The sequence below is a fragment of the Pseudomonas sp. TWI929 genome (genome assembly GCF_039673335.1).
In the GTDB taxonomy this organism is placed as follows: domain Bacteria; phylum Pseudomonadota; class Gammaproteobacteria; order Pseudomonadales; family Pseudomonadaceae; genus Aquipseudomonas.
Genome location: NZ_JBDJLK010000003.1, coordinates 1 through 26,062 on the forward strand (window position 1 = coordinate 1; position 26,062 = coordinate 26,062).

Annotated in this window: 27 protein-coding genes; 9 read left to right on the forward strand and 18 right to left on the reverse strand. The window is 61.8% G+C overall.

The window, feature by feature from the left end; all coding sequences use genetic code 11:
• Positions 1 to 124 precede the first annotated feature (124 nt).
• From ABE456_RS02275 to ABE456_RS02295, 5 genes are read right to left on the reverse strand one after another with little or no spacing between them, the layout of a single operon-like run.
• The gene (locus ABE456_RS02275; RefSeq protein ID WP_346642543.1) at positions 125 to 757 is read right to left on the reverse strand and encodes an SCO family protein; all 633 of its coding nucleotides are present in this window, start codon (positions 755 to 757) and stop codon (positions 125 to 127) included.
• Positions 754 to 1,647 carry a heme o synthase gene (gene cyoE, locus ABE456_RS02280; protein WP_346642544.1) on the reverse strand — a complete coding sequence of 298 codons (894 nt, stop codon included), beginning with the start codon at positions 1,645 to 1,647 and terminating at the stop codon, positions 754 to 756. The genes ABE456_RS02275 and cyoE overlap by 4 nt, the downstream gene beginning before the upstream one ends.
• Positions 1,632 to 2,711, reverse strand: a complete 1,080-nt coding sequence (locus tag ABE456_RS02285) for a COX15/CtaA family protein (protein WP_346642545.1) — start codon at positions 2,709 to 2,711, stop codon at positions 1,632 to 1,634. Before ABE456_RS02285 ends, cyoE begins: the two co-directional genes overlap by 16 nt.
• Before the next feature lie 9 nt (positions 2,712 to 2,720).
• Positions 2,721 to 3,302, reverse strand: coding sequence for a hypothetical protein (locus ABE456_RS02290; protein WP_346642546.1), 582 nt, complete (start codon positions 3,300 to 3,302; stop codon positions 2,721 to 2,723).
• The gene (locus tag ABE456_RS02295; RefSeq protein WP_346642547.1) at positions 3,271 to 4,008 is read right to left on the reverse strand and encodes an SURF1 family protein; all 738 of its coding nucleotides are present in this window, start codon (positions 4,006 to 4,008) and stop codon (positions 3,271 to 3,273) included. The genes ABE456_RS02290 and ABE456_RS02295 overlap by 32 nt, the downstream gene beginning before the upstream one ends.
• Before the next feature lie 51 nt (positions 4,009 to 4,059).
• Here ABE456_RS02295 and ABE456_RS02300 point away from each other — a divergent pair, with 51 nt between their 5' ends.
• Positions 4,060 to 4,263, forward strand: coding sequence for a twin transmembrane helix small protein (locus tag ABE456_RS02300; RefSeq protein ID WP_003258925.1), 204 nt, complete (start codon positions 4,060 to 4,062; stop codon positions 4,261 to 4,263).
• 172 nt (positions 4,264 to 4,435) lie between these two features.
• Here the strand turns inward: ABE456_RS02300 and ABE456_RS02305 are convergent, their stop codons facing one another.
• Genes ABE456_RS02305 through coxB form a run of 4 tightly spaced genes read right to left on the reverse strand, consistent with a single transcriptional unit; the run spans position 4,436 to position 8,677 of the window.
• Positions 4,436 to 5,323 carry a cytochrome c oxidase subunit 3 gene (locus ABE456_RS02305; RefSeq protein ID WP_346642548.1) on the reverse strand — a complete coding sequence of 296 codons (888 nt, stop codon included), beginning with the start codon at positions 5,321 to 5,323 and terminating at the stop codon, positions 4,436 to 4,438.
• A gap of 16 nt (positions 5,324 to 5,339) precedes the next feature.
• Complete coding sequence (locus ABE456_RS02310; protein ID WP_346642549.1) at positions 5,340 to 5,906, reverse strand: cytochrome c oxidase assembly protein; 567 nt, start codon at positions 5,904 to 5,906, stop codon at positions 5,340 to 5,342.
• A gap of 10 nt (positions 5,907 to 5,916) precedes the next feature.
• On the reverse strand, positions 5,917 to 7,506 hold the full coding sequence (gene ctaD / locus ABE456_RS02315) for a cytochrome c oxidase subunit I (protein WP_346642550.1): 1,590 nt from the start codon (positions 7,504 to 7,506) through the stop codon (positions 5,917 to 5,919).
• A gap of 43 nt (positions 7,507 to 7,549) precedes the next feature.
• Positions 7,550 to 8,677, reverse strand: coding sequence for a cytochrome c oxidase subunit II (gene coxB / locus ABE456_RS02320; protein WP_346642551.1), 1,128 nt, complete (start codon positions 8,675 to 8,677; stop codon positions 7,550 to 7,552).
• 369 nt (positions 8,678 to 9,046) lie between these two features.
• On the opposite strand from coxB, the gene ABE456_RS02325 reads away from it, so the two are divergent.
• The 4 genes from ABE456_RS02325 to ABE456_RS02340 all read left to right on the forward strand — a co-directional run bounded on the left by ABE456_RS02325 (position 9,047) and on the right by ABE456_RS02340 (position 13,146).
• Positions 9,047 to 9,694, forward strand: coding sequence for a hypothetical protein (locus ABE456_RS02325; protein WP_346642552.1), 648 nt, complete (start codon positions 9,047 to 9,049; stop codon positions 9,692 to 9,694).
• 133 nt (positions 9,695 to 9,827) lie between these two features.
• Positions 9,828 to 11,210 carry a CHASE2 domain-containing protein gene (locus tag ABE456_RS02330; protein WP_346642553.1) on the forward strand — a complete coding sequence of 461 codons (1,383 nt, stop codon included), beginning with the start codon at positions 9,828 to 9,830 and terminating at the stop codon, positions 11,208 to 11,210.
• Positions 11,207 to 11,569, forward strand: a complete 363-nt coding sequence (locus ABE456_RS02335; RefSeq protein ID WP_346642554.1) for a hypothetical protein — start codon at positions 11,207 to 11,209, stop codon at positions 11,567 to 11,569. The genes ABE456_RS02330 and ABE456_RS02335 overlap by 4 nt, the downstream gene beginning before the upstream one ends.
• Complete coding sequence (locus tag ABE456_RS02340; RefSeq protein ID WP_346642555.1) at positions 11,566 to 13,146, forward strand: M48 family metallopeptidase; 1,581 nt, start codon at positions 11,566 to 11,568, stop codon at positions 13,144 to 13,146. The genes ABE456_RS02335 and ABE456_RS02340 overlap by 4 nt, the downstream gene beginning before the upstream one ends.
• A 16-nt stretch (positions 13,147 to 13,162) precedes the next feature.
• On the opposite strand, the gene ABE456_RS02345 is transcribed toward ABE456_RS02340, so the two are convergent.
• The 6 genes from ABE456_RS02345 to prlC all read right to left on the reverse strand — a co-directional run bounded on the left by ABE456_RS02345 (position 13,163) and on the right by prlC (position 21,573).
• Positions 13,163 to 14,689, reverse strand: coding sequence for a SulP family inorganic anion transporter (locus ABE456_RS02345; RefSeq protein WP_346642556.1), 1,527 nt, complete (start codon positions 14,687 to 14,689; stop codon positions 13,163 to 13,165).
• A gap of 191 nt (positions 14,690 to 14,880) precedes the next feature.
• Complete coding sequence (locus ABE456_RS02350; protein WP_346642557.1) at positions 14,881 to 15,600, reverse strand: carbonic anhydrase; 720 nt, start codon at positions 15,598 to 15,600, stop codon at positions 14,881 to 14,883.
• Positions 15,601 to 15,984: 384 nt separating this feature from the next.
• The gene (locus tag ABE456_RS02355) at positions 15,985 to 17,043 is read right to left on the reverse strand and encodes a PA0069 family radical SAM protein (RefSeq protein WP_346642558.1); all 1,059 of its coding nucleotides are present in this window, start codon (positions 17,041 to 17,043) and stop codon (positions 15,985 to 15,987) included.
• A gap of 81 nt (positions 17,044 to 17,124) precedes the next feature.
• Positions 17,125 to 19,137 (reverse strand): M3 family metallopeptidase, encoded by a 2,013-nt coding sequence (locus ABE456_RS02360; RefSeq protein WP_346642559.1) that lies wholly within the window; start codon positions 19,135 to 19,137, stop codon positions 17,125 to 17,127.
• Positions 19,138 to 19,243: 106 nt separating this feature from the next.
• Complete coding sequence (locus tag ABE456_RS02365; protein ID WP_054884391.1) at positions 19,244 to 19,525, reverse strand: YheV family putative zinc ribbon protein; 282 nt, start codon at positions 19,523 to 19,525, stop codon at positions 19,244 to 19,246.
• Positions 19,522 to 21,573 (reverse strand): oligopeptidase A, encoded by a 2,052-nt coding sequence (prlC, locus tag ABE456_RS02370; RefSeq protein WP_346642560.1) that lies wholly within the window; start codon positions 21,571 to 21,573, stop codon positions 19,522 to 19,524. Before prlC ends, ABE456_RS02365 begins: the two co-directional genes overlap by 4 nt.
• A gap of 102 nt (positions 21,574 to 21,675) precedes the next feature.
• Between prlC and ABE456_RS02375 the strand changes: the two genes are divergently transcribed.
• The gene (locus ABE456_RS02375; protein WP_233688227.1) at positions 21,676 to 22,224 is read left to right on the forward strand and encodes a gamma carbonic anhydrase family protein; all 549 of its coding nucleotides are present in this window, start codon (positions 21,676 to 21,678) and stop codon (positions 22,222 to 22,224) included.
• Between the two features lie 60 nt (positions 22,225 to 22,284).
• Positions 22,285 to 22,935 carry an HAD family hydrolase gene (locus ABE456_RS02380; protein ID WP_346642561.1) on the forward strand — a complete coding sequence of 217 codons (651 nt, stop codon included), beginning with the start codon at positions 22,285 to 22,287 and terminating at the stop codon, positions 22,933 to 22,935.
• A 124-nt stretch (positions 22,936 to 23,059) separates the two neighbouring features.
• Here ABE456_RS02380 and ABE456_RS02385 read toward each other — a convergent pair whose 3' ends face one another.
• Complete coding sequence (locus ABE456_RS02385; protein WP_346642650.1) at positions 23,060 to 24,133, reverse strand: aminopeptidase; 1,074 nt, start codon at positions 24,131 to 24,133, stop codon at positions 23,060 to 23,062.
• A gap of 85 nt (positions 24,134 to 24,218) precedes the next feature.
• On the opposite strand from ABE456_RS02385, the gene ABE456_RS02390 reads away from it, so the two are divergent.
• Positions 24,219 to 24,632: a hypothetical protein gene (locus ABE456_RS02390; protein ID WP_346642562.1), complete on the forward strand. Its 414-nt coding sequence runs from the start codon at positions 24,219 to 24,221 to the stop codon at positions 24,630 to 24,632.
• Positions 24,633 to 24,686: 54 nt separating this feature from the next.
• Positions 24,687 to 25,100: a hypothetical protein gene (locus ABE456_RS02395; RefSeq protein WP_346642563.1), complete on the forward strand. Its 414-nt coding sequence runs from the start codon at positions 24,687 to 24,689 to the stop codon at positions 25,098 to 25,100.
• A gap of 126 nt (positions 25,101 to 25,226) precedes the next feature.
• Here ABE456_RS02395 and ABE456_RS02400 read toward each other — a convergent pair whose 3' ends face one another.
• Both ABE456_RS02400 and ABE456_RS02405 read right to left on the reverse strand, forming a co-directional pair.
• The gene (locus ABE456_RS02400; RefSeq protein ID WP_346642564.1) at positions 25,227 to 25,460 is read right to left on the reverse strand and encodes a DUF1161 domain-containing protein; all 234 of its coding nucleotides are present in this window, start codon (positions 25,458 to 25,460) and stop codon (positions 25,227 to 25,229) included.
• Positions 25,461 to 25,533: 73 nt separating this feature from the next.
• The gene (locus tag ABE456_RS02405; RefSeq protein ID WP_346642565.1) at positions 25,534 to 25,959 is read right to left on the reverse strand and encodes an OsmC family protein; all 426 of its coding nucleotides are present in this window, start codon (positions 25,957 to 25,959) and stop codon (positions 25,534 to 25,536) included.
• Positions 25,960 to 26,062: the final 103 nt, after the last annotated feature.

Consider the following 26,062-nt stretch of genomic DNA (forward strand, 5'->3'; position numbering starts at 1 on the left):
CTCAGCCGAACAATCGCGCTGGTTTCTTCGCGGGAAACCCCGCACCCACCGGGATAGCACAAGCCTCGCAGGCTGTGCCGTACCGGTGGGTGGGGTTTTACCCGCGAAGCTTTTCAGGAGCCACTCAATCCCGCTTTACCAGCCCGGGCAACTGCGCCACCAGCTTCTGGTTGTTGAATGGCGCCCGAATGAACCCACGTTGACGCCCATCCGGCCCCACAACCGCCAGGTTGCCACTGTGGTCCACGGTATACCCCGGCTTGCTGGTATCCGCCGGAATGAACGGAATGCTCAACGCATTGGCCAGCTTCTGGGTATCCTCGATCGACCCCGCCACCCCGACAAAATCCTTGTCGAAATAGCCAAGGTACTGCTTCAGCTGGTTCGGCGTGTCGCGGTTCGGGTCCACACTCACCAGTATTACCTGCAGCCGGTCGACGGCTTCCTTGGGCAGCTCGCTCTTCACCTGGCGCAGCTGGGCCAAGGTGGTCGGGCAGATGTCCGGGCAGTAGGTGTAGCCAAAGAACAGCAGCGACCATTTGCCCTTCAGGTCATCCAGCTGCACCGGCTGGCCGTCCTGGTTGGTCATGGTCACGTCGGCCACGCTACGGCTCTGCGGCAGCAGGATGATGCCGGCATCGATCAGCTCGGTGGGGTTGGGCTGGTCGCGGCCATTGAGCACCTTGTTGACAGTCAGGCCCAGGATCAACGCGACCAGGGCGACGAGGATGAAGACGGTTTTCTGGGTTCGGGTCATAGGTTCAGCAACAGGTAGTGGTCGAGGAGCAACGCGATGAACAGCGCGAACAGGTAGCCGATAGAGTACTTGAAGGTGCCGATCGCCGCGTGCGGCCGGCTGTCACGGTACAACACCCAGGCCCATTGCAGGAAGCGCAGGCCTAGCGCCAGGGCACAGGCCAGGTACAGCGGGCCACTCATGTGGATGGCATACGGCAGCAGGCTCACCGCCAGCAAAACCAGGGTGTACAGCAGGATATGCAGCTTGGTGTAGCGCTCACCGTGGGTCACCGGCAGCATCGGGATATCGGCCTTGGCGTACTCCTCCTTGCGGTGGATGGCCAGGGCCCAGAAGTGCGGTGGGGTCCAGGCGAAGATGATCAGCACCAGCAGCAGCGGCTCGGCGCTGACATGGCCGCTGACCGCTACCCAGCCCAGCAACGGCGGGGCAGCGCCGGCCAGGCCACCGATGACGATGTTCTGCGGCGTGGCGCGCTTGAGAAAGCCGGTGTAGAGCACCGCATAGCCGAGCAGCGAGGCCAGGGTCAGCCAGGCAGTGAGGGCGTTGGTGAACACCAGCAGCAGGACCATGCCCAGCAGCGCCAGGGCCAGGGCGAACAGCAACGCCGGCAGCGGCTCGACCCGGCCCTGGGCCAGCGGCCGCTTGTAGGTGCGAGCCATCAGCGCATCGATGCGCCGGTCTACCACATGGTTGACCACCGCCGCGCCGCCAGCACACAGGCCGATACCCAGGTTGCCGAACAGCAGCACGCTCCAGCTCACCCCCGCGCGAGTGGCAAGGAACATGCCCGCCAGCGAGGTGATCAGCATCAGCACCACCACCTTGGGTTTGGTCAGCTCCAGGTAATCGCGCCAACTGGCCCGCCGTGCGCTCAGAAGCGTCGCCACGAATCGTTCCTCATGTGATGGGAAATACCCACACCGGCCACCGGCCGCAGGCGCCAGCCATGGCCGACACCCACGCGAACCTTGTCGACCACCCGGATGCGGTAGTTCACCAGCACCATGCTCAGCAGCAGCAATGCCCCGCCAGCGTTGTGCGCCACGGCCACGGCCAGCGGCAGGTGCAGCAGCACATTGCTGATGCCCAGGCCGACTTGCACGGCCAACGCCAGCAATACCAGCCGTGCCAGGCCAGGGAGGCCACAGCGGTGCAACTTCCAGCTGAGCATCAGCAGCACACAGGTCACCAGCAGCGCACCCAGGCGGTGGCTGATGTGGATCGCCGTACGCGCATCACTGTCCAGTTGCCCGCCCAGGTAGTTGGGGCCGACGTGCTGAGTCAGGTGGAAGCCGTTGCTGAAGTCCGCCGCCGGCCACCACTGGCCGTGGCAGGTGGGCAGGTCGATGCAGGCGACCGCCGCGTAGTTGGCGCTGACCCAGCCGCCCAGGGCGATCTGGCCGATCACCACCAGCAGCGCCAAGGCAGCGATCCGACGCAGGCTCAACGGCAGTTTTGGCAAGGGTGCAAAGGCCCGGGATAGACGCAGGGATAACAGGAACAACAAGCTCAGGGTAGTGAAGCCACCCAGCAAGTGCGCGGTGACCACCTGCGGCCACAGCTTCAGGGTAACCGTCCACATGCCGAATGCCGCTTGGGCCAGTACCACACCCAGCAACAGCACCGGCAGGCGATATGGCTGGCCATCGCGGGCATGCCGACGTATTGCCTGAAAGGCGAGCAGGGCAATCACCACAGCCAAGGTACCGGCAAAGTAGCGATGGACCATTTCGGCCCAGCCCTTGGCCGCTTCCACCGGGTGCTCAGGAAAGTGCAGCTCGGCATGGGCCAGCTGTGCTTCGCTCTTGGGCACGCTGATGAAGCCGTAGCAACCCGGCCAGTCGGGGCAGCCAAGGCCAGCGTGGGTCAGGCGGGTATAGGCACCGAGCAGGACAACCAGCAGTGCCAGCAGGGTGGCGAACACAGCAAGGCGAAATCCGGGTCTGGCCATGGCAGGCTCCTAGCCAATGTTGGACAGTTTGAGCAGGTGGCGCAGGTCGTCCAGCACATGCTTGCCGTTGACCTTGGCGTCATAGCGCAGCACCAGGTTGCCGTGCGGGTCGACGATCCACAGCTGCGGGCCGGGTTCGCCCACCTGCTGCCGATAGCGCTGGGCATCCAGCGAGTAGCGTTGTAATTGCGGGTACTCGCGGCCGAGCAACGCCTGATAATCAGCGCTCATCGGCTGGGCGGCAGCCAGCGCATGGCTGGCGCGGCTGGCATCGCGGCCCAGGCCAACCTGTATCTGCCGGGCCAGGTACACCAACCGCTGGCAATCTTCGGCGCAGGCCTCAGGTGCGCTGACCAGCAACTGCCAGCGCTCATCCTGGCCGGCCACGCCAAGATCAGCACGGCTCTCGCCGGTACCGATCATGGCGCCGTGGTAGCTGCGGCCTTCCGGCACCCAGAAGTTGAGCTTGTACATGCTGGTGGCCAGGATCATCGGCCCAAGCACCACCAGCAGGATCAGCAACAGCTGCAAACGCCCGCGGGCTCTGGGTTTGCTACGTTCAGGCACGTCCAGTGGAGTGGCGGTGGCCATGGCGTTTCTCCTTGTTGTGGTGCCAGCCGAAGTAGAGGTAGAGCAGAACCAGGGCGGTAGCCAGGGCAAACCACTGCACGGCGTAGCCCAGGTGTTTTTCCGGGCCCATGGCGACTACCGGCCAGTCCAGGCGATAGGTCGCCGGGCCGGGTTCCAGGCGCAACTCATGGCCGTAACCTTCGCGCTCAAGCTGTTGCCAAAGCTGCGCGGCATCAATGGTTGTCAGCAGATGCGGCCACTGGCCGCCTGTAGGGTCGGGATGCAGCTGGAACGTGCTGCCGGGTGCAACGTACACCGACGCGTCCAGCGCCAAGGCCTCGGCGGGGGTTGCGAATTGCACCGGCACGCGGCGATCCGGCCATGGCAGCCAGCCACGATTGACCAGCAGCCATAAGCCGCTGGCCTGGTCATGGAAGGGTTGCAGCAGCTCGACACCGGCCTGGCCGTCGCGCATGCGGTTGTCCAGCAACAGGCTGTGCTCGGCATCAAAACGGCCATACAGGTGCACACGGCGGAAGGCGTTGTCTTCGTTGCTTGTCAGCTGGACGGTGGCCAATGGCGCCTCGATACGCCGCTCGGCATAACTGGCCAGCAGCACGCGCTTTTCCTCGGCGCGGCCGAGTTGCCAACAGCCAAGCGCTATCAGCCCCGGTAGCAGCGCAAGCACCACCAGGGTCGGTACCCAGCCTGGGCGAAACGGCCTCACGGGCGCCTCGCTATACTTATCCACATCACCGCATCCCCCCGGAGTAGCGCCATGCTCAAGGCCGCGATAGTCCTGATGCTGTTGGCCACGATTGCCAGCCTGTTCAGTGGCCTGGTGTTTCTGGTCAAGGACGATGAAAACTCGACCCGCCTGCTCAAGGCACTGACTGTGCGAGTGACCCTGGCGGCCCTGACCATTGGCTTGGTCGCCTGGGGCTTCATCAGCGGTCAGCTGGTTTCACATGCCCCTTTCTGATCCCTTTACCGCTCTTTGTAGGAGCGGCCTTGCGTCGCGATGGGCCGCAACGCGGCCCCAGAACCTGCAACCCCGATATCCCTGACAGACCGCATTGGCCGATTTGGGGCCGCTTTGCGGCCCATCGCGACGCAAGGCCGCTCCTACAAGGACCGCGCAGCCAGCACGAGAGTCAAAGCACGTAGACAAAGATGAACAACCCCACCCACACCACATCGACGAAATGCCAGTACCAACTGGCCGCCTCGAAACCGAAGTGTTTCTCCGGGTTGAAGTGCCCACGCAAAATGCGCACGAACATCACGATCAGGATGATCGTGCCCAGGGTCACGTGGGCACCGTGGAAGCCGGTGAGCATGAAGAACGTTGCGCCATAGATCCCCGAGCCCAGCGTCAGCCCCAGCTTGGTGTAGGCCTCGTGATACTCGTAGGCCTGCAACGCGATGAAGCTGGCCCCCAGGAGGATGGTCAGTGCCATCCAGAATTTCAGTGGCCCACGGTGACCACGGCGCAGCGCGTGGTGGGCAATGGTGATGGTCACGCTGGAACTGACCAGCAAGATGGTGTTGATCAGCGGCAGGTGCCACGGGTCGATCACTTCCTTAGGTGGCGGGAACAGTTTCGGGTCGGGCGTGTGCAGCAGCGGCCAGGTAAATTCGAAGGTCGGCCACAGCATGTGGGCAACGCCCTTGGCGCCTTCGCCCCCCAGCCATGGCCCGGCCAGCACGCGCACATAGAACAGCGCACCAAAGAAGGCCAGGAAGAACATCACCTCAGAGAAGATGAACCAGCTCATGCCCCAGCGGAACGAGCGGTCCAGCTGCGGGCTGTACAGCCCCGCGCGGCTCTCCCGCACCACCGAGCCAAACCAGCCGAACAGCATGTAAGCCAGGAATAACGCCCCCACGAAGAAAATCAGCGGCCCATGCGATTCCGGGTGGCCGGCCTTCATGTCGTTGAACCAGGTGCCCAGGCCGAATACCGTGATGAACATGCCGATGGTGGCGATGATCGGCCACTTGCTCTGCGCCGGGACGTAATAGTGCTCATGACTTGCCATTGCTGTTCTCCTTCCCTTAACGGGCGCCCTGGACGTCCTGGGCCGCGACATGCGCGACCGGCGGGTGGCGAGCGGTGATGTCGAACAAGGTGTAGGCCAGTGTCAGGTGCTTCACGCTGGCCGGCAGGTCGCGGTCGACGATGAAGCGCACTGGCATCTCGATGCGTTCGCCGGGCTGCAGCACCTGCTGGGTAAAGCAGAAGCACTCGGTCTTGTGGAAGTACGCCGCGGCCTCGGCCGGGGTGATGCTGGGGATGGCTTGCGCACTCATCGGCCGGTCGGTCGGGTTGTGCGCGATGAAGATCATCTGGTTCACCGCCCCCGGGTTGACCTCCAGCTGGTCGGCCGTGGAGTAGAAGTCCCAGACCATGTCACTGGCATTGGTCGACATGAACTGCACCCGCACCGAACGCGTCGGGTCGCTGAGCTGGCTGCCTTCGTATTGCCCGCCGGTCTTGCCGTTGATGCCGAAGGCCTTGCACATCACGTCGTAGATCGGCACCAGGGCGAAGCCGAAGGCGAACATCACCACCGTCAGCATCAGCAGGCGCGTGACCAGGCGTTTCAGTGACAGGCCGTTCATGGCAGCTTTCCTATTTCACTTCCGGTGGTGTCTGGAAGGTGTGGTAGGGCGCAGGCGAGGGGATCGACCACTCCAGGCCCTCGGCGCCATCCCAGGGCTTGGCCGGTGCCGGCGCGCCGCCGCGGATGCATTTGATGACGATGAACAGGAAGAAGATCTGCGTGGCGCCGAACATGAATGCACCGATCGACGACACCATGTTGAAGTCGGCGAACTGCAGGTTGTAGTCGGGGATACGCCGCGGCATGCCAGCCAGCCCCACGAAATGCATGGGGAAGAAGGCCATGTTCATGCCGACGAACGACAGCCAGAAGTGCAGCTTGCCGAGGGTTTCGTCATACATGTGGCCGGTCCATTTCGGTAGCCAGTAGTAGGCCGAGGCGAAGATGCCAAAGATCGCCCCGGGCACCAGCACATAGTGGAAGTGCGCCACCACGAAGTAGGTGTCGTGGTACTGGAAGTCCGCCGGGGCAATCGCCAGCATCAGCCCGCTGAAGCCGCCGATGGTGAACAGGATGACGAAGGCAATGGCGAACAGCATCGGCGTTTCGAAGGTCAGCGAGCCTTCCCACATGGTGCTGACCCAGTTGAACACCTTCACCCCGGTGGGCACGGCGATCAGCATGGTGGCGTACATGAAGAACAGCTCGCCGACCACCGGGATGCCGACCACAAACATGTGGTGGGCCCAGACAATGAACGACAGGAAGGCGATGGCGCCGGTGGCATACACCATCGAGGTATAGCCGAACAGCGGCTTGCGCGAGAACGCCGGGATGATCGAGCTGACCGCACCGAAGGCCGGCAGGATCATGATGTACACCTCGGGGTGGCCGAAGAACCAGAACACATGCTGGAACAGCACCGGGTCACCGCCACCGGCGGCACTGAAGAAGCTGGTGCCGAAGTGAATATCCATCAGCATCATGGTCACCACGCCGGCCAGTACCGGCATCACCGCGATCAGCAGGAACGCGGTAATCAGCCAGGTCCAGACGAACAGCGGCATCTTCATCAGGGTCATGCCTGGGGCGCGCAGGTTGAGGATGGTGGCGATCACGTTGATCGCGCCCATGATCGAGCTGATACCCATCAGGTGGATGGCGAAGATAAAGAAAGTGACGCTGGCCGGCGCATACGTAGTGGAAAGCGGGGCATAGAAAGTCCAGCCGAAGTTCGGCCCGCCACCGGGGCTGAACAGGGTCGAGACCAGCAGCAGGAAGGCCGCCGGCAGCAGCCAGAAGCTGAAGTTGTTCATCCGCGGCAGGGCCATGTCGGGCGCGCCGATCATCAGCGGGATCATCCAGTTGGCCAGGCCGACGAAGGCCGGCATCACGGCGCCGAACACCATGATCAGGCCGTGCATGGTGGTCATCTGGTTGAAGAACGCCGGCTCGACGATCTGCAAGCCAGGCTGGAACAGCTCGGCGCGGATCACCATGGCGAACGAGCCGCCGAGCAGGAACATGATGAAGCTGAACCACAGGTACATGGTGCCGATGTCTTTGTGGTTGGTGGTCAGCACCCAGCGCATCAGGCCCTTGGCCGGGCCGTGCGCGTGCTCATGGCCGTGGGCGTGGTCGTCGATCACTGCACTCATGTCCTGTCTCCTGCAATCCATTGATTGCCGCGAGTAACCCGGTTCACTTGGCTTCTGCCTGCTTCAGCGCCAGCACGTCCTTCGGCGTGACCATGTCGCCCTTGTTGTTGCCCCAGGCGTTGCGTTCGTAGGTGACCACGGCGGCGATATCCACTTCCGACAGCTGCTTGCCGAAGGCGGCCATGGCCGTACCAGGCTTGCCGTGGAAGACGATGCTCAGGTGGCCTTCCTTCGGCCCGGTGGCGATCTTCGAGCCCTTGAGCGCCGGGAACATCGGCGGCAGGCCCTGGCCTTCGGCCTGGTGACAGGCCACACAGGTGGTGTGATAGATCTTGTCGCCGCGCTCGACCAGTTCTTCCAAGGTCCATTCCTTGCTGGTCAGTTCCTTGAGCTTGGCGGCCTCGGCTTTGCGCTCGCCAAGCCAGGTGTCGTAATCGGCCTTGGACTTGACCTCGACCACCACCGGCATGAAGCCGTGGTCCTTGCCGCACAGTTCGGTGCACTGGCCGCGGTAGATGCCGGGTTTTTCGATGCGGGTCCAGGCCTCGTTGACGAAGCCGGGGATGGCGTCACGCTTGACCGCGAAGGCCGGCACCCACCAGGAGTGGATGACGTCGGCGGCGGTCACCAGAAAGCGCACCTTGGCGCCCACCGGCAACACCAGCGGCTGGTCAACCTCCAGCAGGTAGTGCTCGTCCTTGGGTGCCTTGTTGTGAATCTGATCGGCGGGGGTGGCTAGGTTGCTGAAGAACTCCACATCCTGGCCCAGGTACTTGTAGTGCCACTTCCACTGGTAGCCGGTAACCTGGATGTCGATGTCCGACTCACTGGCGTCGTAGATGTCGATCAGGGTCTTGGTAGCCGGGATGGCCATGGCCACCAGGATCAGGAAAGGGACCACGGTCCAGAGGATTTCCACCCAGGTGTGCTCATGGAAATGCGCTGCCTGCTGGCCCGTGGAGCGGCGGTGGATGACCATCGACCAGAACATCGCGCCGAATACCACGATGCCGATGATCACGCAGATCCAGAAGATGGTCATGTGCAGGTCGAAGACGGCGTTGGAGACTTCCGTCGCCCCCGGGTGCATGTTCACGGTCCAGGCGGCATTGGCCTGACCAAAAACTGACCACAACAGGAGGCCCATCCAGACATGTGGATGTCGCATCATTGCGGGTTCCCCTTCTCGTTCTTGTTGTCCCGGAGGCGTGGCCTGCGGCAAGAGGGAACGGCGGTCAAGACTGCCTGGCTTCGACGACCGAGCCCCTGCTAAAAGCAGCTGGGCCTCATCAACGAATCACGTTCAACGGGAGTATAGTCAGCGACCAATGGCACGCAATGAAGCCCGTGAAATGAACTTCACCAAATGACCATATGCCCTGAAAACCGCGCGCTTGATGGGGTATGGCGCAATAATGGCAATTGGATATGCCAGAGAAAGCACACGTTTGCGCGACTTATAACAAATGCGTCTTAGGTATTCTGTATACCGAGCTAATTTAGTGTCTTCCGTTTGAAACGTAATGTCCCTGGAGTTGTCATGAACATCGCTGCTGTACGCGAGCAGGTAAGCCAAGCCCATCAACACGAAGGCCAGACCGGCCAATTGAAAGCGCGTCTCGAGTTGCAACTGCCCCACCTGCACCCCTCGATCCAACTGCCTGAGCAGGACGCCCAGGGTACTTTGGCGCGCTTCGTCAGCGCCTACATCGATCAGGTTCCGGAACTGCTGGAGGCCGCGCACGAGGTGGCCCGTGAGGCCGGGATCGAATCGCAGATCACCCCAGTACTGAAAATTGCCGAGGCTTACTTCCTGCAGCCACCCAGCGTGATGCAAGGGCATGTGGGCCTGGATTGTCTGCTGGATGAAGCCTACCTGGCGCACCGCCTGGTGGAGGAAGTGAACGACCTGTACATCCGCCACTTCCAGCAACCGCTGATTCCGGTCGACACCACCGTCGCCAACCTGATTGCCCACCAGCTGATTGGCGAGACCTTTGCCAACCAGCTGGATGAAGTGGTGCACCACTCGGTCGATGAAATGCTCAATGACGAGAGCTTTGCCGCCGAATCGGTAGAGGCCTACCGTGATCGTCTGTGCAGCTCGGAGACTGGAGCGGCCTGGAAGCGCTGGCCCTGCCTGTCGCGGCAGCTGAGTGTCGGGCTAGAGCTGCAGCCGGCCTCTTAGTGACCTGGCCCGCCCCGCATACGGGGCGGGTAGCGACCCCGCACGAGCAGACATGCGCAGCAAAAAGGTAGTGGCACTTTCGAATCATTGAGCAATGATGTCAGAATGCCTCATTCCTTTGGTCGAGGCATGGATGCTCGTACTCTCACGTTTTTCACTGCGCCAGTGGCTGTTCGGGCTTTCGCTGGCCCTGATCGCCCTGCTGGACCCCATAGGCCTGGCCAGTTCCACGGACGATGCCTCATCGCGCTGGCTGAATCGCCTGTTGGCTAGCGGGTATGCCGATGCCGGACAATGCCAGGTCGTCGTGATACTGATCGACGACAGCTACCTGCTGCGCAACGATACCTACTGGCCGTTGCCCTATAGCGAACAGAGCAAACTGTTCAAACGCCTGCTCGCCTACAAGCCTGGTGCAGTGTTCGTTGACCTGCTTTACAGCCACGATCACTCCCGCACAGTGCCAGGGCAGGCGCCGCGTATGGAAAGCCAGGTCCTGGCGAATGTGTTCGAACGTTACCGGCAACAGGGCATTCCCCTGTTGCTGGCCAATTCCGGCCTCGAGCGCGGCAGCGAAGGCGCCGTCAACGTCCTGCCTCGCCTGGCCCAGGTCAGCGCCCCGGCACTGGTAAGCTGGAGCGGCTATGGCAGCCAATACCCACTGGCCGTGCCGACACCAGTGGGTGTACTGGAAACCCCGGCGCTTCAGCTGTACCGCGAATACTGCCGCCAACATACCTGTACTTCCCTGCCAGCCGATGCCACGGCAGCAGCCCAGCGTCCTCCCATGTCCGTGCAATGGGGTGTACATCAGTCCCCCCTGCAGGCAAGGGTTTCTGATGTTCGCGCCTGCACCGTGCCAGGTCTCATCGACCAACTGCTACAAGCTGTGTTCTGGAAGCTTGGCAACAACGCGCAGTCGAACTGTGCCTACAACCTGACATTGTCGGCAAGTGACCTTGAGGTCACCGACCCCGATGACCAGGCGCTGATCAGAGAACTGCTGCAGGGCAAGCTGGTACTGGTCGGGGCGCGCATCTCCGGTACCGGCGATGTCACCCTGTCGCCGCTGCACGGCAAGATCCCTGGCGTATACCTGCATGCAATGGCGCTGGACAACCTCATCAACTGGGGCATGGACTACTACCGCGCAACGCCCAGCCTGGCCGAGCTGGGCATTCCCTACACCGGTTCGGTGGACGTTCTGGATGTAATCGAACTGGCACTGCTGGGCCTGATCACTTACCTCAAAGGCACCCTCGAAGCCCCATTGTTCAGCGTCAACGGCAATGGCCAACGCACCCGTGTACGGCTCGAACCGCTAAGCGCCTGGGCCGTGATGCTGGTGTTGTTGTCCGGCCTGAGTGTGGGGCTGTGGTTCTACAACTACACCCCGGCCAACGTACTCGGGCTGCTGCTGCTTTCCCTCACGCTGTTCAGTGCAAGGATCCAGGCCCTTTTCGAAAACGGGGCGCAAAGCCAGTCGGATTTTTCTACTCAAGGAACCCAGAGATGAACAAGACCTTCCTTTTCCTGTTGTCTGCGTTGTTCAGCCACAGCCTGCTTGCCGCCCCCATGATCGAGGATTTCATCGACGACCCGCTGCCAGTGCTGGACGAGCAGGGCAAGCAGCTGCGAGATGTTGCCCGCAACAGCCTGCCCAAACATGCCATCGAAGTTTTGCAGTGGAACAAGGAACTGGACCTGGTGCAGGTCAACCTCGCCGGGGAAAAGGTCTGGCTGGATACCTTGAGCGTGCGCGTCAACCCACCGCTCAACGTTGTTACGATGCCCTGCCAGAAACTTACCTCCAGCCAGTCGGATGACCACCAGAACAATTCGACCCTCGGCTACGGCGCAGGGTGCTCCAAATGAAAGGGGTGAAGGGCGCCTTCGCCACTCTCTCCGTTGCCATGGTCAGCCTGCTCAGTGGTTGCCAGACGCTCAACGGTGCCAACGACGCGTTGATGAACCTGGTGGGCCCCTCCACACAGTCTCGCCTGGCAGGCCGTTATGTCGAGCACACCGAGGTACGCCAGTACTACCGGCTGGACCCTCAGCACGCCGGTCAACTACGCCTGAGCTTCGATGGCCGAGCCCTCCCTGCCGATGAGATCCGCCAGCAGAACCTGGTGCAAATCCCGCAACTGGAAACCTACCTGCAAGGTATCGTCACCCGACTCGCCAAAAGCTGGCCAGGCCAGGCACCGACGCTGCAGGTGCGCATCGTCGACAGTTATGCATTCGGCCCGTCAGCCGACCCGTACGGCAACATCTTCGTGCCCCTTGGCATGTTGGAAAACGTCGAGAGCGAAGACGAGATCGCAGCCATGCTGGGCCACGAGATGAGCCACGTGCTACTGCGCCACCACGACCGCCTGGCAGCGTTTCAACAGCAGAAAGAACTGATGACCAACGTCGCGAGCACAGTGGTGGTTGCGGCGATGGCAAAGAATACCGGCCTGGACCGCTCCACCGGCAAGTTCTTCAGCAAAGATCCGCAAGGTACCCAGAAGACCATCGGTAACACCGTGCTCTATACCGCGCTGGCCAACAGCTTCTCGGACAATGTCTGGAGCACCGCCTGGGGTCGCACCCAGGAAGACCAGGCCGACTTGCTCGGTGCAGACCTGATGATTCGCGCAGGTTATGCGCCACGGGCGTCGAGCGTGAGCCTGCAACGCCTGAACGACTTCCAGGGCAAGCAGAAACCCCTGCTGACAGGCTTCCTCGAAGAGCGCCAGGTGGCCATGACCGAGTCACTCAAAAAACTCGACATCAATGCCACAACCCGCGAGCTGCAAACATTGCTCAATCAGGGCGTCGGCACCGTGATTGCTTCCACCGGCCAGTATTTTTCCCGCTCGCACATGTCGCCCATCGAGCGTGACAGCGACCTTCGCCAGTACCTGCAGCGTGAATACAAGCAGCAGTCGCGGGCGCGGGTTGACCGACGCAGTTGGCCACAGGTACGGGATGCCGCTACCGTACAACGCTCGCTGCAGGGCTACCGCGACGCGTATGCAGCAACCGCCGCCCTGGAGCAGAAGAAGACCCCTGAAGCTGCGGCTTTCATCGCCCGTGCGCTGGCTTCTCCAGTCGGCAACCAGCCCGGCATCCGCCGGGCAGCTTTCAGCCTGCACATGGCACAGGGCAACAGCCGGGCTGCACTCGCCGACCTGCAGGCGATCCAGGACTGGACGCTGGCCAGCCCTTCGATCTACGACCTGATGATCGGTCACCACTTGAGGGACGGCGACCCCCGGGCAGCGCTGGCCATGATCGACAAGGCCGAGCGCAACCTGGGCTCCGAGGAGCTGTTCATCACCGAGAAACTCATGGCCAACCGCCAGTTGCAGGCCGATGGCCAAGTGCAGCAAGTGTTGCGCAAGTGCGAGAAGTATCCCAGCCGCAAAGAGCAGTGCCGCAAGCTGGCCCCCAAGTCCGCCTGAGGAAGACGTACCCGGTTCAGACCTGAGCGGCCCTGCGCAAGCGTCCTTCGACACGGCGCTTGAGTCCCCGCTGCTCGATGGACAAGCGCGAGCCGCAGGCGCGACACGCGCGGCCCCAATCCTCGAGCAGCTCCAAAACCGAGTGGTCGATATAGCTGAGATTCGTGAGCGGCACATGCAGGTGCGTACCCGCCGGCACATTCTCCAGTACCTGGGTCAGGGCGGGGACCTTGAGAAAGGTCGCGGCCCCGCTCAGGCGCAACTCCATGTGTCCGCGTTGCTCCAGGTGGACCAGGTTGATCCTCAGCCGTGCGGCCTTGAACGCCAGTTTCAGCAAGGTCAGGGCAAAGCCCAGCAGCACGCCGGTCAGCAGGTCGGTAAAAATGATCGCCAGCGCCGTCGCCGCGTAGGTGAACATCGGCATGCGGCCATAGCGGCCCAGGCCACGAAACGCCTTGAAGTCAACCAGCTTGACCCCGGTAAACACCAGCACACCCGCCAGGCTCGCCACCGGGATCTGCTGCAGCACGCTGCTCAACACCACCACGAATGCCAACAACCACAGGCCGTGGAAGATCGCCGAGGCCCGAGTCTGCGCACCTGCCTGTACGTTGGCCGAACTGCGCACGATCACCCCGGTCATCGGCAAGGCACCCAGCACCCCGCACAGCATGTTGCCGATACCCTGGGCCGACAGCTCACGGTCGAAGTTCGACCGCTGGCCGCTGTGCATGCGGTCGACCGCCGCCGCTGACAACAAGGTTTCGGCACTGGCAATGAAGGCCAAGACAAAAGCGGCGACCAGCAGGGTAGGGTCGGCCAGTTGCATCAGGTCGTCCGGGCGGATCCAGTCGATAGCCTCGGACAAGTCTGCCGGCACCTGCACCCGGTTCACCGGCAAGGCCAGCCACATACTAATGGCCGTCATCGTCGCCACGCCCAACAGGGCGCCAGGAACGAAGCGCAACTTCTGCGGCCGCAGGCGCTCCCAAAGCCACATGATGGCGATGGTGCCCAGGCCCAGCGTACCGGCCATCCAGCCGGAACCTGCGCTTTCCTGTGGCAGGGCCGCAGCCACGGTTGCCGGGAACTCTAGCAGGTTCTGCATGCCCGACGGCTGCGGCACGGTGTCGAACATCACATGCACCTGCGACAACACGATCAGCACGCCAATGCCTGCCAGCATGCCGTACACCACCGCTGGCGCGGTGACGCGAAACCAGCATCCCAGGCGCATGCGCCCGGCCAGCAACTGCAGAAGCCCGGCCAGCAGCAGGATCGGCCCGAGCATGGCCATACCATGCTGGCGCACCAACTCGAACACCAATACCGCCAGGCCGGCGGCCGGGCCGCTGACCTGCAGCGGCGATCCGGCAAGGAAACCCACGACAATGCCGCCGATAATGCCGGTAATCAGGCCTTTTGCCGGCGGCATGCCCGAGGCGATCGCAATGCCCATGCACAGCGGCAGGGCCACCAGAAAGACCACCACCGACGCCAGCAACTCTCGCGGCAAGGCCGCTTTCAACTGTGTAATGTTCACTGTGTTTCTCCTTTCTCTGTCGCACGGCCATTCCCCTGGCCGTGGGCACGTTTGCCCCTGACGAGCGCGCAGGCGCGGGCCGCCAGCGGGCGTGCCGGCAGGGCAGTCAGGGAATTCAAGGCAGCCGAAGGCCGCGCCACACCCCTACAGGGTGCAGCCGGCTATCAAGGTTCTAGCGGTGGATGGGTCGCTTAGTAGCGGCCTCTCGGAGTAGCGCAGGGGACTGGCTCGCCAGCGGCCAGCGGCAGGAAGCTGTCGGTGGCGGCGTCGTAGGCTTCGATCTTGCTGGTCTCGATGTCGTAGACCCAGCCGTGGATGTACAGCTCACCGGCTGCCAGGCGCGAGGCAACCGAAGGGTGGGTACGCAGGTGATGCAGCTGAGCGATGACGTTTTCCTTGGTCAGCACCTGCATGGTTTCGTGTTCGCTGCCGCACGAGCAGTTGTTCTCGACCACGGTGCGGGCCACTTCTGCGTGGCGCAACCAGGCGGAAACGGTCGGCATCTTGGTCAGCGATTGCGGGTTGAGTACGGCACGCATGGCGCCGCAGTCGGAGTGGCCGCAGACGATGATGTGGTGCACGCCCAGTGCCAACACGGCGTATTCGATGGCGCTGGAAACGCCGCCGTTCATCTGGCCGTAAGGCGGTACCACGTTGCCGACGTTACGGGTGACGAACAGGTCGCCTGGCGAGCTCTGGGTGATCAGCTCGGGCACGATGCGCGAGTCGGCGCAGGTGATGAACATGGCGCGTGGCGTTTGCGCAGTGGCGAGCTTCTTGAACAGCTCTTGCTGCTCGGGGAAGACATCATGGTGAAAGCGCAGGAAGCCGTCGACGATGTGCTTCAGGGCAGCATCGGCGCTTTCCGCGGGGACCTGCGGTACGACCTTGGATGGGTCCTTTACGGGCATGATTCATCCTCTTGACGGTGTGTAGGTAAATCCATTTTACCGGTGAAAGATTCTGGCTATGCAGGGATTTAGATGACACGCACGGGCCATAAATCACAGTCGGTGCGGACTGATTTCCTACGCTAGCGGGGAAAACTTAACTGAAACTTAATTCGAAGGCTCTAGAACAGGCGTTCCAGATGAACAAGGCGGGACCTGGATAATAGCAAAAAAACATCAGCTGCCAAGAGCCATTACCACAATTATTAACTTTGATTAGTTGCATTGCGGGCTGGCAATACGCCCTCTTGTAGGAGCGGCCTTGTGTCGCGATGGGCTGCTAAGCAGCCCCACGATCTCAGCTACAGTGCTGATATTGCAGGGGGCCGCGTAATCACCGGGAACTCAGAACAGCGCCATCTGCCCACCCGGCGGGCAGAACGCCGAGCAGTCCAGCGCCTGCGCTTCACGCCCCTCAAACTCAAGGCGTTTCATCGCCTTGGCAAAGCGCTGTGCCAGCAATTCGGCAAACACCCCTTCGCCGCGCATGCGCGCGCCAAACCTGCTGTCATACAGCTCGCCACCGCGGCTCTGGCGGATCAGGCTCAAGACATGCGCCGCCCGCTGCGGGTAATGGTCCTGCAGCCACTGCTCGAACAACGGCGCCACCTCCAGCGGCAGGCGCAACATCATGTAGGCCGCGCTCTGTGCGCCAGCCTCCTTGGCCGCCTCCAGCAGGCGCTCCAGTTCGCTGTCGTTGATCATCGGAATCATCGGCGAGCACAAGACACCCACTGGCACACCGGCTTCGCGCAAGACGCGAATGGCCCGCAACCTCGCTTTGGGAGAAGCCGCACGGGGCTCGAGCACGCGTTTAAGATCGTCGTCCAGGGTAGTGAGGCTGATCATCACCCGCGCCAGGCGCTGGCTGGCCATCTCGGCCAGCAGGTCGAGATCGCGCAATACCAGTGCCCCCTTGGTGACAATGGTCACCGGGTGACGAAAACGCAGCAGCACCTCAAGCAAGCGCCGGGTCAGCATCTGTTCCCGCTCGATCGGCTGGTAAGGGTCGGTGTTGGAGCCCAGGTTGATCGGCGCACACACATAGCCCGGTTTGCTCAACTGCTGCGCGAGCACTTCGGCAGCGTTGGTCTTGGCAATCAGCTTGGTCTCGAAATCCAGGCCGGGAGACAGGTCCCAATAGGCATGGGAAGGGCGGGCATAGCAGTAAATGCAGCCATGCTCGCAGCCACGGTAGGGGTTGATCGAACGATCGAAGGGCAGGTCGGGCGAGGTATTCCGGCTGATAACCGATTTGGCCACCTCGACCCGCACCTCGGTATTCTGGCTGGGCGGTACTTCCTGATACCAACCATCGTCCTCGGTCACCGAACGGCTGGAGGAAAAACGGTTGTGTGGGTTGTGCACAGTCCCACGGCCTTTCTGCGGTACCGGAATGAACATCAGTCGACCCTGAATACTGTTTTTATATACAGCAAGCAAAAATCGCCTTAGGTTCCAGCGCCGTCGGTCATCGCAGCCTTGTCAAATTAGCCCGCTCCACTTCAGGAAACGCGTCGCATCCATGGGTCGCCCGAGAAACGCTTCAACGCTTTGTGAAAACGGCCGCGATACAGAAGGCGCGAAGAACGCTTCCAGCAATGCCCGGCCCACCTGCTCATCCAGCAGACCTGCAACTTCAAACCGCGTGAACAGGTCCCAGGCGTGCACATCCGCCCAAAGGTAGGCATAAAACCCGGCGTCATAGCCTGCTACCAGGTAGTCAAAACCATGCAGCGGCTTTTCAAACCCGGCCAACGGCCACTGTCCGCTGCGCGCATGGCTTTGCTCCACCCGCTGGGCCAAGCTTCGACCATCGCTTGGGGACAAGTGCAAGTCGATATCGAGCAGCGCAAGGCTCAGGCTATTGGCGCACACCCGGGCGCTATCAGCCTGCAGTTGCGTCAGCAGCGCTTGCAACTGAACGCCGTCCAGCGGCAGGCCATTCTGGTAATGGGCCGAGATACTGGCCAGGTAGTCGGCATTCCATACCCAGCACTCGAACAACCTGGCGGCAACTTCTACACCATCGTTACCCAGCCGGCGGGTATCGGACAGCAAGTGGTTATTCGTCTGTACCAGCAACGTGTGCAGGGCATGGCCAAACTCATGGAACAGTTTTTTCAATGCCAGATGATCAAGCAGTGGCGGTATGCCTTCCACGCCCTGGGGTATGTCGCTGAACACCGCAGCCACAGCACCATGGTAACGCCCCTCGGCATCTACACGCCGGTGCCAGTAGCTGATGGTTTGAACCGTGTCAGGCTGCTTGTACTCGTGCTGCAACGCGTCGAGGTAAAGGTAGCCGAGGGTTGCATGATCCTTGATCACTTCAAAAGTGCTTACACTGCTATGCCAGGCCCTGGGCACATCGCTTTTTTGCAATTCAACGCCAAACAAGCGCCTGGCCAAGTCGATCAAGGCCGTGAGCACATGTTCGAACGGGAAATACTCCTGCATCACAGCTTCCGTCAGGACGGTTCTGTCACTGCGACCAATGGCATGCAGATATGCGATATCCCACGGCTGGATAGCGTCGATGCCTTGCGCGGCTGCCACGGGTTCAAGCTGCCGGTTCGAGGCTTCCATGGCGGGCCTGATATGCGCTTCCAGTCCATTCACGAACGCCTGCAAGTTTTCCACCGTTCCGATGCTTTTCGTTTGCACGCTGAACTGTACGTAGTTTTCAAAGCCCAGCAGGCGGGCCTTTTCTTCGCGCAACTCGGCAATTGCCTGAATCACTGAACCATTGTCCAACGCCGGATCGTCACTGGCACCACGCGTCTGGTAAGCGCGGTAGACCTGCTCACGCAGCGAGCGGTCTTGAGCATGCTTGAGCACGCTCGTGAAATTTGCCCGGTCGCAGATAATCAACCAGCCGGCAAGCGAGGCAGCCTCGGCTTTTTCACGCATCTGCGTACGCTGGTAAGGCGACAGGCCTTGCAGCTGGCTTTCATCTGTTACATGCACAGACCGTAATTCTAGCGAGGCATCAAAGTTGCTCCCGAACTGGCCCTGCAACACGTTAAGTTGCCCTTCCAGCGCTTGCAGGCGCGCTTGCTGGTCACTGTTCAGCTGCACGCCACCCAATCGGTATTCCTTGAGGATCAACGCCAACGTGGCCTTTTTTCGCAGATCAAGATGCTGGCCAATCGCACTGTTGGCCAAGCGTGAGTAAAGCTCATGAAGCTGGGCGTTTTTCAGCTTGTCTTTGAAGCAGCCATCAACCTTCACGTACGTATCATGGATTACCGCTGCCCACTGGTCGTCACGATTGAGCATCGGCACAAAGGAATAGAAGGTACCTTGCAAGTCGGCATCAAGCGCATCAACGGCCAGCACAAGGTCATCCCAGGTTGGCAATACCGCCTGGTGTGCGATCACTCGCTGGATGCCCTGCTGGTAACGGTTGATACTGGCTTCAATCGCCTGCAAGGCCTGGTCGGCTGTTACAGCCTGGTAATCAAGCAGTTGATCAGGGTTCAACAGGGTAGTCATAAGAAACGGCCTGGACGGTTGCGGAAGGAGGGCTGAACTTTCCAGCATCCTTTCGCAACCGTGGCAGCCAATATCTACCACCCATTGCAGGTGGCACCAACAGCCGTTACTCGGCCGGTTTCTTCAGCTTGGGGTTGGGGAAGAACTGCACGGTCTGCACCTTGGCCGGCGCCGCTTTCGGCGCCAGCTGATTGACCCGGGTACCGAGCTCCTTGGGCACCGACAGGCCCTGTTCATTGAGGGTATCGGTGAAGCCGCAGGCCACGCACTCGCGGTGCGGGACGTCGTCTTCGCTCCACATCATCAGCTTGTCGGGCTCGCTGCACGCTGGGCAGACCGCTCCGGCGATGAAGCGTTTCTTGGTCTTGTTCACTGCAACCTCGCTCATGCCGCAGCGTCCTCGGTGAGGCCACTGTGGCGCAGCAATGCATCGATGGAAGGCTCACGGCCACGGAAGTCGACGAACAACTCCATCGGCTCGCGCGAACCGCCACGGGCCAGGATCGCCTCGCGGAAGGCGCGGCCGGTTTCGGCATTCAGCACGCCTTCTTCCTCGAAGCGCGAGAAGGCGTCGGCCGACAGCACTTCGGCCCACTTGTAGCTGTAGTAACCCGCCGCATAACCGCCTGCGAAGATGTGCGCAAAGCTGTTCGGGAAGCGGTTGTACGCCGGTGGGCGCATGACCGAGACTTCGTCGCGCACGCCTTCGAGCACCTGCAGCACGCTGCGGCCGTCGCCATGGCTGGCGTGCAGCTCGAAGTCGAACAGCGAGAACTCCAGCTGGCGCACCATCATCATGCCCGACTGGAAGTTCTTCGCCGCCAGCATCTTGTCCAGCAGGTCTTGGGGCAGGGCCGCGCCGGTTTCATAATGGCCGGAGATCAGCGCCAGGCCTTCCGGCTCCCAGCACCAGTTCTCCATGAACTGGCTTGGCAGCTCGACCGCGTCCCAGGCCACGCCGTTGATGCCGGAAACCCCGGCATGCTCGATGCGGGTCAGCATGTGGTGCAGGCCGTGGCCAAATTCGTGGAACAGGGTGGTGACTTCATCGTGGGTCAGCAACGCAGGCTTGCCAGGCGCAGCCGGGGTGAAGTTGCACACCAGGTTGGCCACCGGGCTTTGCAGTTGGCCACTGGCAGTGCGGCGACGGTCACGCGCACCGTCCATCCAGGCGCCGCCACGCTTGTTGGCGCGGGCATACAGGTCGAAGAAGAAGCGGCCGACATGCTGGCCGTTTTCCTTGATCTCGAACAGGCGTACGTCCGGGTGCCAGCTGTCGAAGCCCTTCAGCTCGGCGATTTCGATGCCGTAAAGGCGCTGCACGATGCTGAAAAGGCCGCCCAGCACCTTGTCGATCGGGAAGTAGGCGCGCAGGGCTTCCTGCGACACGCTGTAGCGCTGCTCACGCAGCTTTTCGCCGAAGTAACCGGCGTCCCAGCTGGCCAGCTCAGGGCAACCCTGCTCGGCGGCGTAGGCCTTGAGCTGCTGCAGGTCCTGGGCGGCGAACGGTTTGGAACGCTTGGCCAGGTCACGCAGGAAGCTCAGCACCTGGTCGCTGGACTCGGCCATCTTGGTAGCCAGGCTCAGCTCGGCGTAGTTCTTGTAGCCGAGCAGCTCGGCCAGTTCCTGGCGCAGGCTAAGGATTTCCTGCATCACCGGGCCGTTGTCGAACTGGCCGGCATTCGGGCCCTGGTCCGAGGCACGGGTGCAGTAGGCGGCGTACAGCTCTTCGCGCAGGGCGCGGTCGCTGGCGTAGGTCATCACGGCGTAGTAGCTGGGGAATTCCAGGGTGATCAGCCAGCCCTCAAGACCCTTGGCCTGAGCCGCGGCAGCCATCTGCGCCTTGGCCGAATCGGTCAGGCCGGCCAGTGCGGCTTCGTCGGTAACGTGCTTGGTCCAGGCCTGGGTGGCGTCGAGCAACTGGTTGGAGAAACGGCTGCCCAACTCGCTGAGCTTGCTCTGCACTTCGGCATAGCGCTGCTGCTTGTCCGCCGGCAGGTCGATACCCGACAGGCGGAAGTCACGCAGGGCATGCTCGAGAATAGTCTTTTGCGCCACGTCGAAGCCGGCAGCCTCAGGGCTGGCGATCAGTGCCTGGTAGGCTTCGAACAGCGCACGATTCTGGCCCAGTTCGGTAGAGTAGGCGCTCAGGGCCGGCAGGCACGACTCGTAGGCCTCGCGCAGTTCGGCGCTGTTGCACACCGCATTAAGGTGGCTGACCGGGCTCCAGGCAGCGCCCAGGCGGTCGTTCAGTTCGTCCATGGCCAGCACCAGGCCCGCCCAGGTAGGGTTCTTGCCCTGCAGCTGCAGGATTTCGGCAATGGCTTTACGGTTGTCGGCCAGGATCGCTTCGATCGCCGGCAACACGTGTTCGGCACGGATTTGCGAGAAGGGCGGCAGATCGTAGGACTGCAGAAGCGGGTTGTTCGCACTCACGGTTCGGATACCTTGGCAGAAGAAACACTGCCCCATCTTAATTACAATCGACGCCGACCGCAGCAGGCAGCCTGCCTATCGGCAAAGATGAGAGACGCTATCATGGCCATTCGCAGCTTCCAGCAACACACTCCGAAAGTTGGACCCAGGGCATTCGTCGACCGCTCGGCGGTGGTCCTGGGCGACGTGGAAATCGGCGAAGACAGCTCGGTCTGGCCGTTGACCGTGGTGCGCGGCGACATGCACCGCATCCGCATTGGCGCGCGCACCAGCGTGCAGGACGGTAGCGTGCTGCACATTACCCACGCCGGCCCGTTCAACCCGGACGGCTTCCCGCTGATCATCGGCGACGAAGTGACCATCGGCCACAAGGTGATGCTGCATGGCTGCACCCTGGGCAACCGCATACTGGTCGGCATGGGCAGCACCATCATGGACGGTGCCATCGTCGAGGACGAAGTGATCATCGGCGCCGGCAGCCTGGTGCCGCCTGGCAAGCGCCTGGTAAGCGGCTACCTGTACATGGGCAGCCCGGTGAAACAGGCCCGGCTGCTGAATGACCAGGAACACGCGTTCTTCGCCTACAGCGCCAGCAACTATGTGAAGCTCAAGGACCAGCATTTGGCCGAAGGCTACGATCAACCTGAATGACCGTATTCGCGGGTAAACCCGCGAATGATGGCCACGCAGCACTTAAGTGGAACCCCGTAAATGCACCAGCAAAACATCCTCTTCGACCTCGACGGCACCCTGACCGACCCGCGTCTGGGCATCACCCGCTCGATCCAGTACGCCTTGGCCAAGCTGGGCATCGACGAGCCGGACCTGGCCCGCCTCGAGCACTTCATCGGCCCACCCCTGCTGCAGGCCTTCATGCAGTTCTACAGCTTTGACGAAGCCAAGGCCTGGGAGGCGGTGAACTTCTACCGGGAACGCTTCAGCGTCACCGGCCTGTACGAAAACCTGGTGTTCGAAGGTGTGCCGGAGTTGCTGCAAGCCCTGAACGGCCAGGGCCGCACGCTGTACATCGCCACCTCCAAGCCGTGGAAATTCGCCCGAGAAATCGCCCGGCACTTCGCCTTCGACCAGCACTTCAAGGTGATCTACGGCAGCGAGCTGGACGGCACGCGCACCAACAAGGTCGAACTGATTCGCCACCTGCTGGATGAAGAAGGGCTGGACCCGGCGCAGACGCTGATGATCGGCGACCGCAAGCATGACCTGATCGGTGCGCGCAGCAATGGCGTGCAGGCGGTGGCGGTGGGGTATGGGTTTGGTAGCCGGGAGGAGTTGATGGCCGAAGAGCCTGCTTTCCACTTTGCTACCTTGGCCGAGATGCATCAGGCATTTATCAAGGCTTGAGGGCCATGGGGCTGCTTTGCAGCCCCATGGCGACGCAAGGCCGCTCCCACATTGACCCGTGTACGCAGGATCTTTGTGGGAGCGGCCTTGTATCGCGAAAGGGCCGCAAAGCGGCCCCAAAATCTCACTGGCTAACCATCAACCGCTGCAACGCCGCCTTCCTCTGCTCAATCGGCAACCGCCCGAGTTGCTCCACCCGCTGATAAAACCGCGCCCAATCCCCACCCACCTCACGGAACACCGCCGCAAACGCCGGCACCCACTGGTCATACAACCCGAATGGCAACAACTTGGCATTGTTCATCGGCCCATACATCCAGGCGTCATAACGCTTGTCGCCACCCCACTGGCCATCACGCAGCTGCCGGTACTCCTGCCTCAGCCGCTGGAACTCGACCTGCTTGGCCTGCCGCTTTTGCGCATCATCCAATGGCCCGGCATACATCGCCTGCAACCGCTCACGGCTGGCCAGCACCAAGCGGATGAACTGCTCACGCTGCTGCCCCTGCTCCCCGCCAACTGCCGCAAGCCCGCGCGCCACACGCCATTGCCGCGTGCCTTGCTGCTCGACGAAGGAGGCAAACGACTCGTTGAACTCGGTGTCGTCCTGCACATAAAAACGCTGGTGGGCCAGCTCATGGAAGATCAGCGTGGCCAGGCGCTCGTCGCCCCAGCCAACCATCGACGACAGAATCGGGTCATCGAACCAGCCCAGCGTCGAATAAGCTTCCACCCCGCCCACGTACACATCCAGGCCTTGCTGGCGCATCAACGCCGCCGCCCCGCGTGCCGCGCCTTGCTGGTAATAGCCCCGGTACGCCACGCACCCGGCAATCGGAAAGCAATGCGTCACCGGCTGCAACGACAACTCGGGCGTGGCGAACACATTCCACACCACATAGGGCCGGCCAAGGTCGGCGTACACCCGGTAGCTGCGGTTATCCGGCAGTTTCAGCTGCTGACTGGCAAACACCCGTGCCTGCTCGGCGTGCTCCAGGCGCGCCCGCAACTGCGGGGAGGTGGCCGGATCGGCCACAACCTTCTCCACCGGCTGCCGCGCACGCAACAACTGCCACTGGCCTTCGGCCAACTGCCCGTAGTAGCTGGCGCTGCTGCAACCGTTCAGCAGGATCACCGCCAGCAGCGGAACCAAACGGGTGAAAATGCGGTCGAGTGGCTCAGGGCCTGAGCGCTGAATAAGAAAAAGTCGAAGCATCCGGGACTGTCTGACTCGCTCAAGGCCGATTCGCTTAAAGACTATCTTGCCAAGGGGGAGTTTCGCCATGCGTGCATTGTTGGTCGCCGGCTCACTGCTGCTGTTATCCGCCTGTTCAACATTGCCAGACCCGGACCCGAACCAGGCCTGGATCGACCTCACGCCCTACGACGACACCTCGCTGGACGCCGTGCAGGTCGATGAACGCGACTGGGCCGATAGCCGTTATTTCGAAGTACAGCCCGGCAGCCATGAGCTGACCGTGCGCTACCAGTTCGCGGTTACCCCCAGCAATATCGGCCCGGTCAGCGAGCCGATGTGGCGCGATTGCCAGGTCAAGCTGACCTTCAAGGACTTCGGTGCGGGGCAGCGTTACCAGTTGCAGGCCGGCAGCATCGGCTTCCGCCCGTGGATCAAACTCTATGACCACCAGCAAAAGCTGGTTGGCCAGGGCCTGCCCGCAGGCTGCCAACGCACCTGACTGCGCAAACGGCGCTATGCTTGTAACTTGTGAATCGCAAGTGGGAGTTTTGCCATGCGCCAGCCCATGATGCTGATCGCCCTCAGTGCACTGGGGGCTTGCGCCAGCCCCTTGCCGCCCGTAGACCCCAAGCAGGCCTGGGTCGACCTCTACACCATGACCCCAGGCAGGGTAATCATGGCCGATCGCCTCGATGGCAAGCGCCTCGATGACGGCCGTTACTTCCAGGTGACACCGGGCAAACACGAACTGGTGGTGCGCTTCGATTATGAAATCTACGCGGGCGGCATCATGACCGAGCCCAGGGACCGTACCTGCTACCTGACCGTGCGCTTTGACAACTTCAAGGCCGGCGAGCGCTATCGCCTGGAGGCACGGGCGCCGGTGATGGAGCCGCAGGTGCTGTTGTATGACGCCAGCCGCACGGTGGTGGTGAACGAACCTAGCGAAGTGTTCTGCATACCGTGATCAGGGGCTGCCGCGCAGCCCAATCGCGACACAAGGCCGCTCCCACATTGATCGGCGTATGCAGGGCCTATGTGGGAGCGGCCTTGTGTCGCGATTGGGCCGCAAAGCGGCCCCAAAATCGTGAATCTAACGGTCGTTCTTCTGGTAGATGATCTTCTTCGTCCCGCCATCACAGGTCCCGACCACCATGTTCTGGTCCTTGACCTCGCTGTTTGGCACGATTTCCAGGGTGTAGGACGACACCCCCTGGGCCTGGATCTTGGCCTCGATCTCGGACTTAAGCTCCTCGCACGGCTTCACCGCCGCCAGCGCAGACGTGGCGACCAGGGAAGCCAATACGGCGATTGCTACGCGAATCATGGAACGGCTCCTGAAAGGGCAGCGTGCTGCCGACGCTGTTTAGACTACAGCAAACTGCCACTGTTGCACCGTTTCAGCCCACCAACGCTGCATCCAGGCTGATTTTCGCGTTCAACACCTTGGACACCGGGCACCCTTGCTTGGCCTTGTTGGCAATCTCCAGGAACTGCGCCTCGCTTGCCCCGGGCACCTTGGCCCTGAGCACCAGGTGCACGGCGGTAATGGCAAAGCCATCAGGCAGCTTGTCGAGTGTCACCTCGGCAGCCGTGTCGATCCGCTCCGCAGTCAGCCCCGCTTCACCAAGCATCATCGACAGCGCCATCGAAAAGCAGCCAGCATGCGCTGCGCCAATCAGCTCTTCCGGGTTAGTCCCCGGCGAGCCCTCGAAACGAGTGTTGAAGCCGTAAGGGTTCTGCTTGAGCGCGCCACTTTCCGTGGAAAGCAGGCCTTGGCCGTCCTTCAGGCCACCTTGCCAGATTGCCGATGCTGTCTTTTTCATGATGCCTCCTGGTCGCTGGGTTACATGCTTATGGGTTGAGAGGCCGGTCATCTACATCAAGTTCAGATCAATCGCCCGGCAAGCATTGAATCCGTCGAATGTG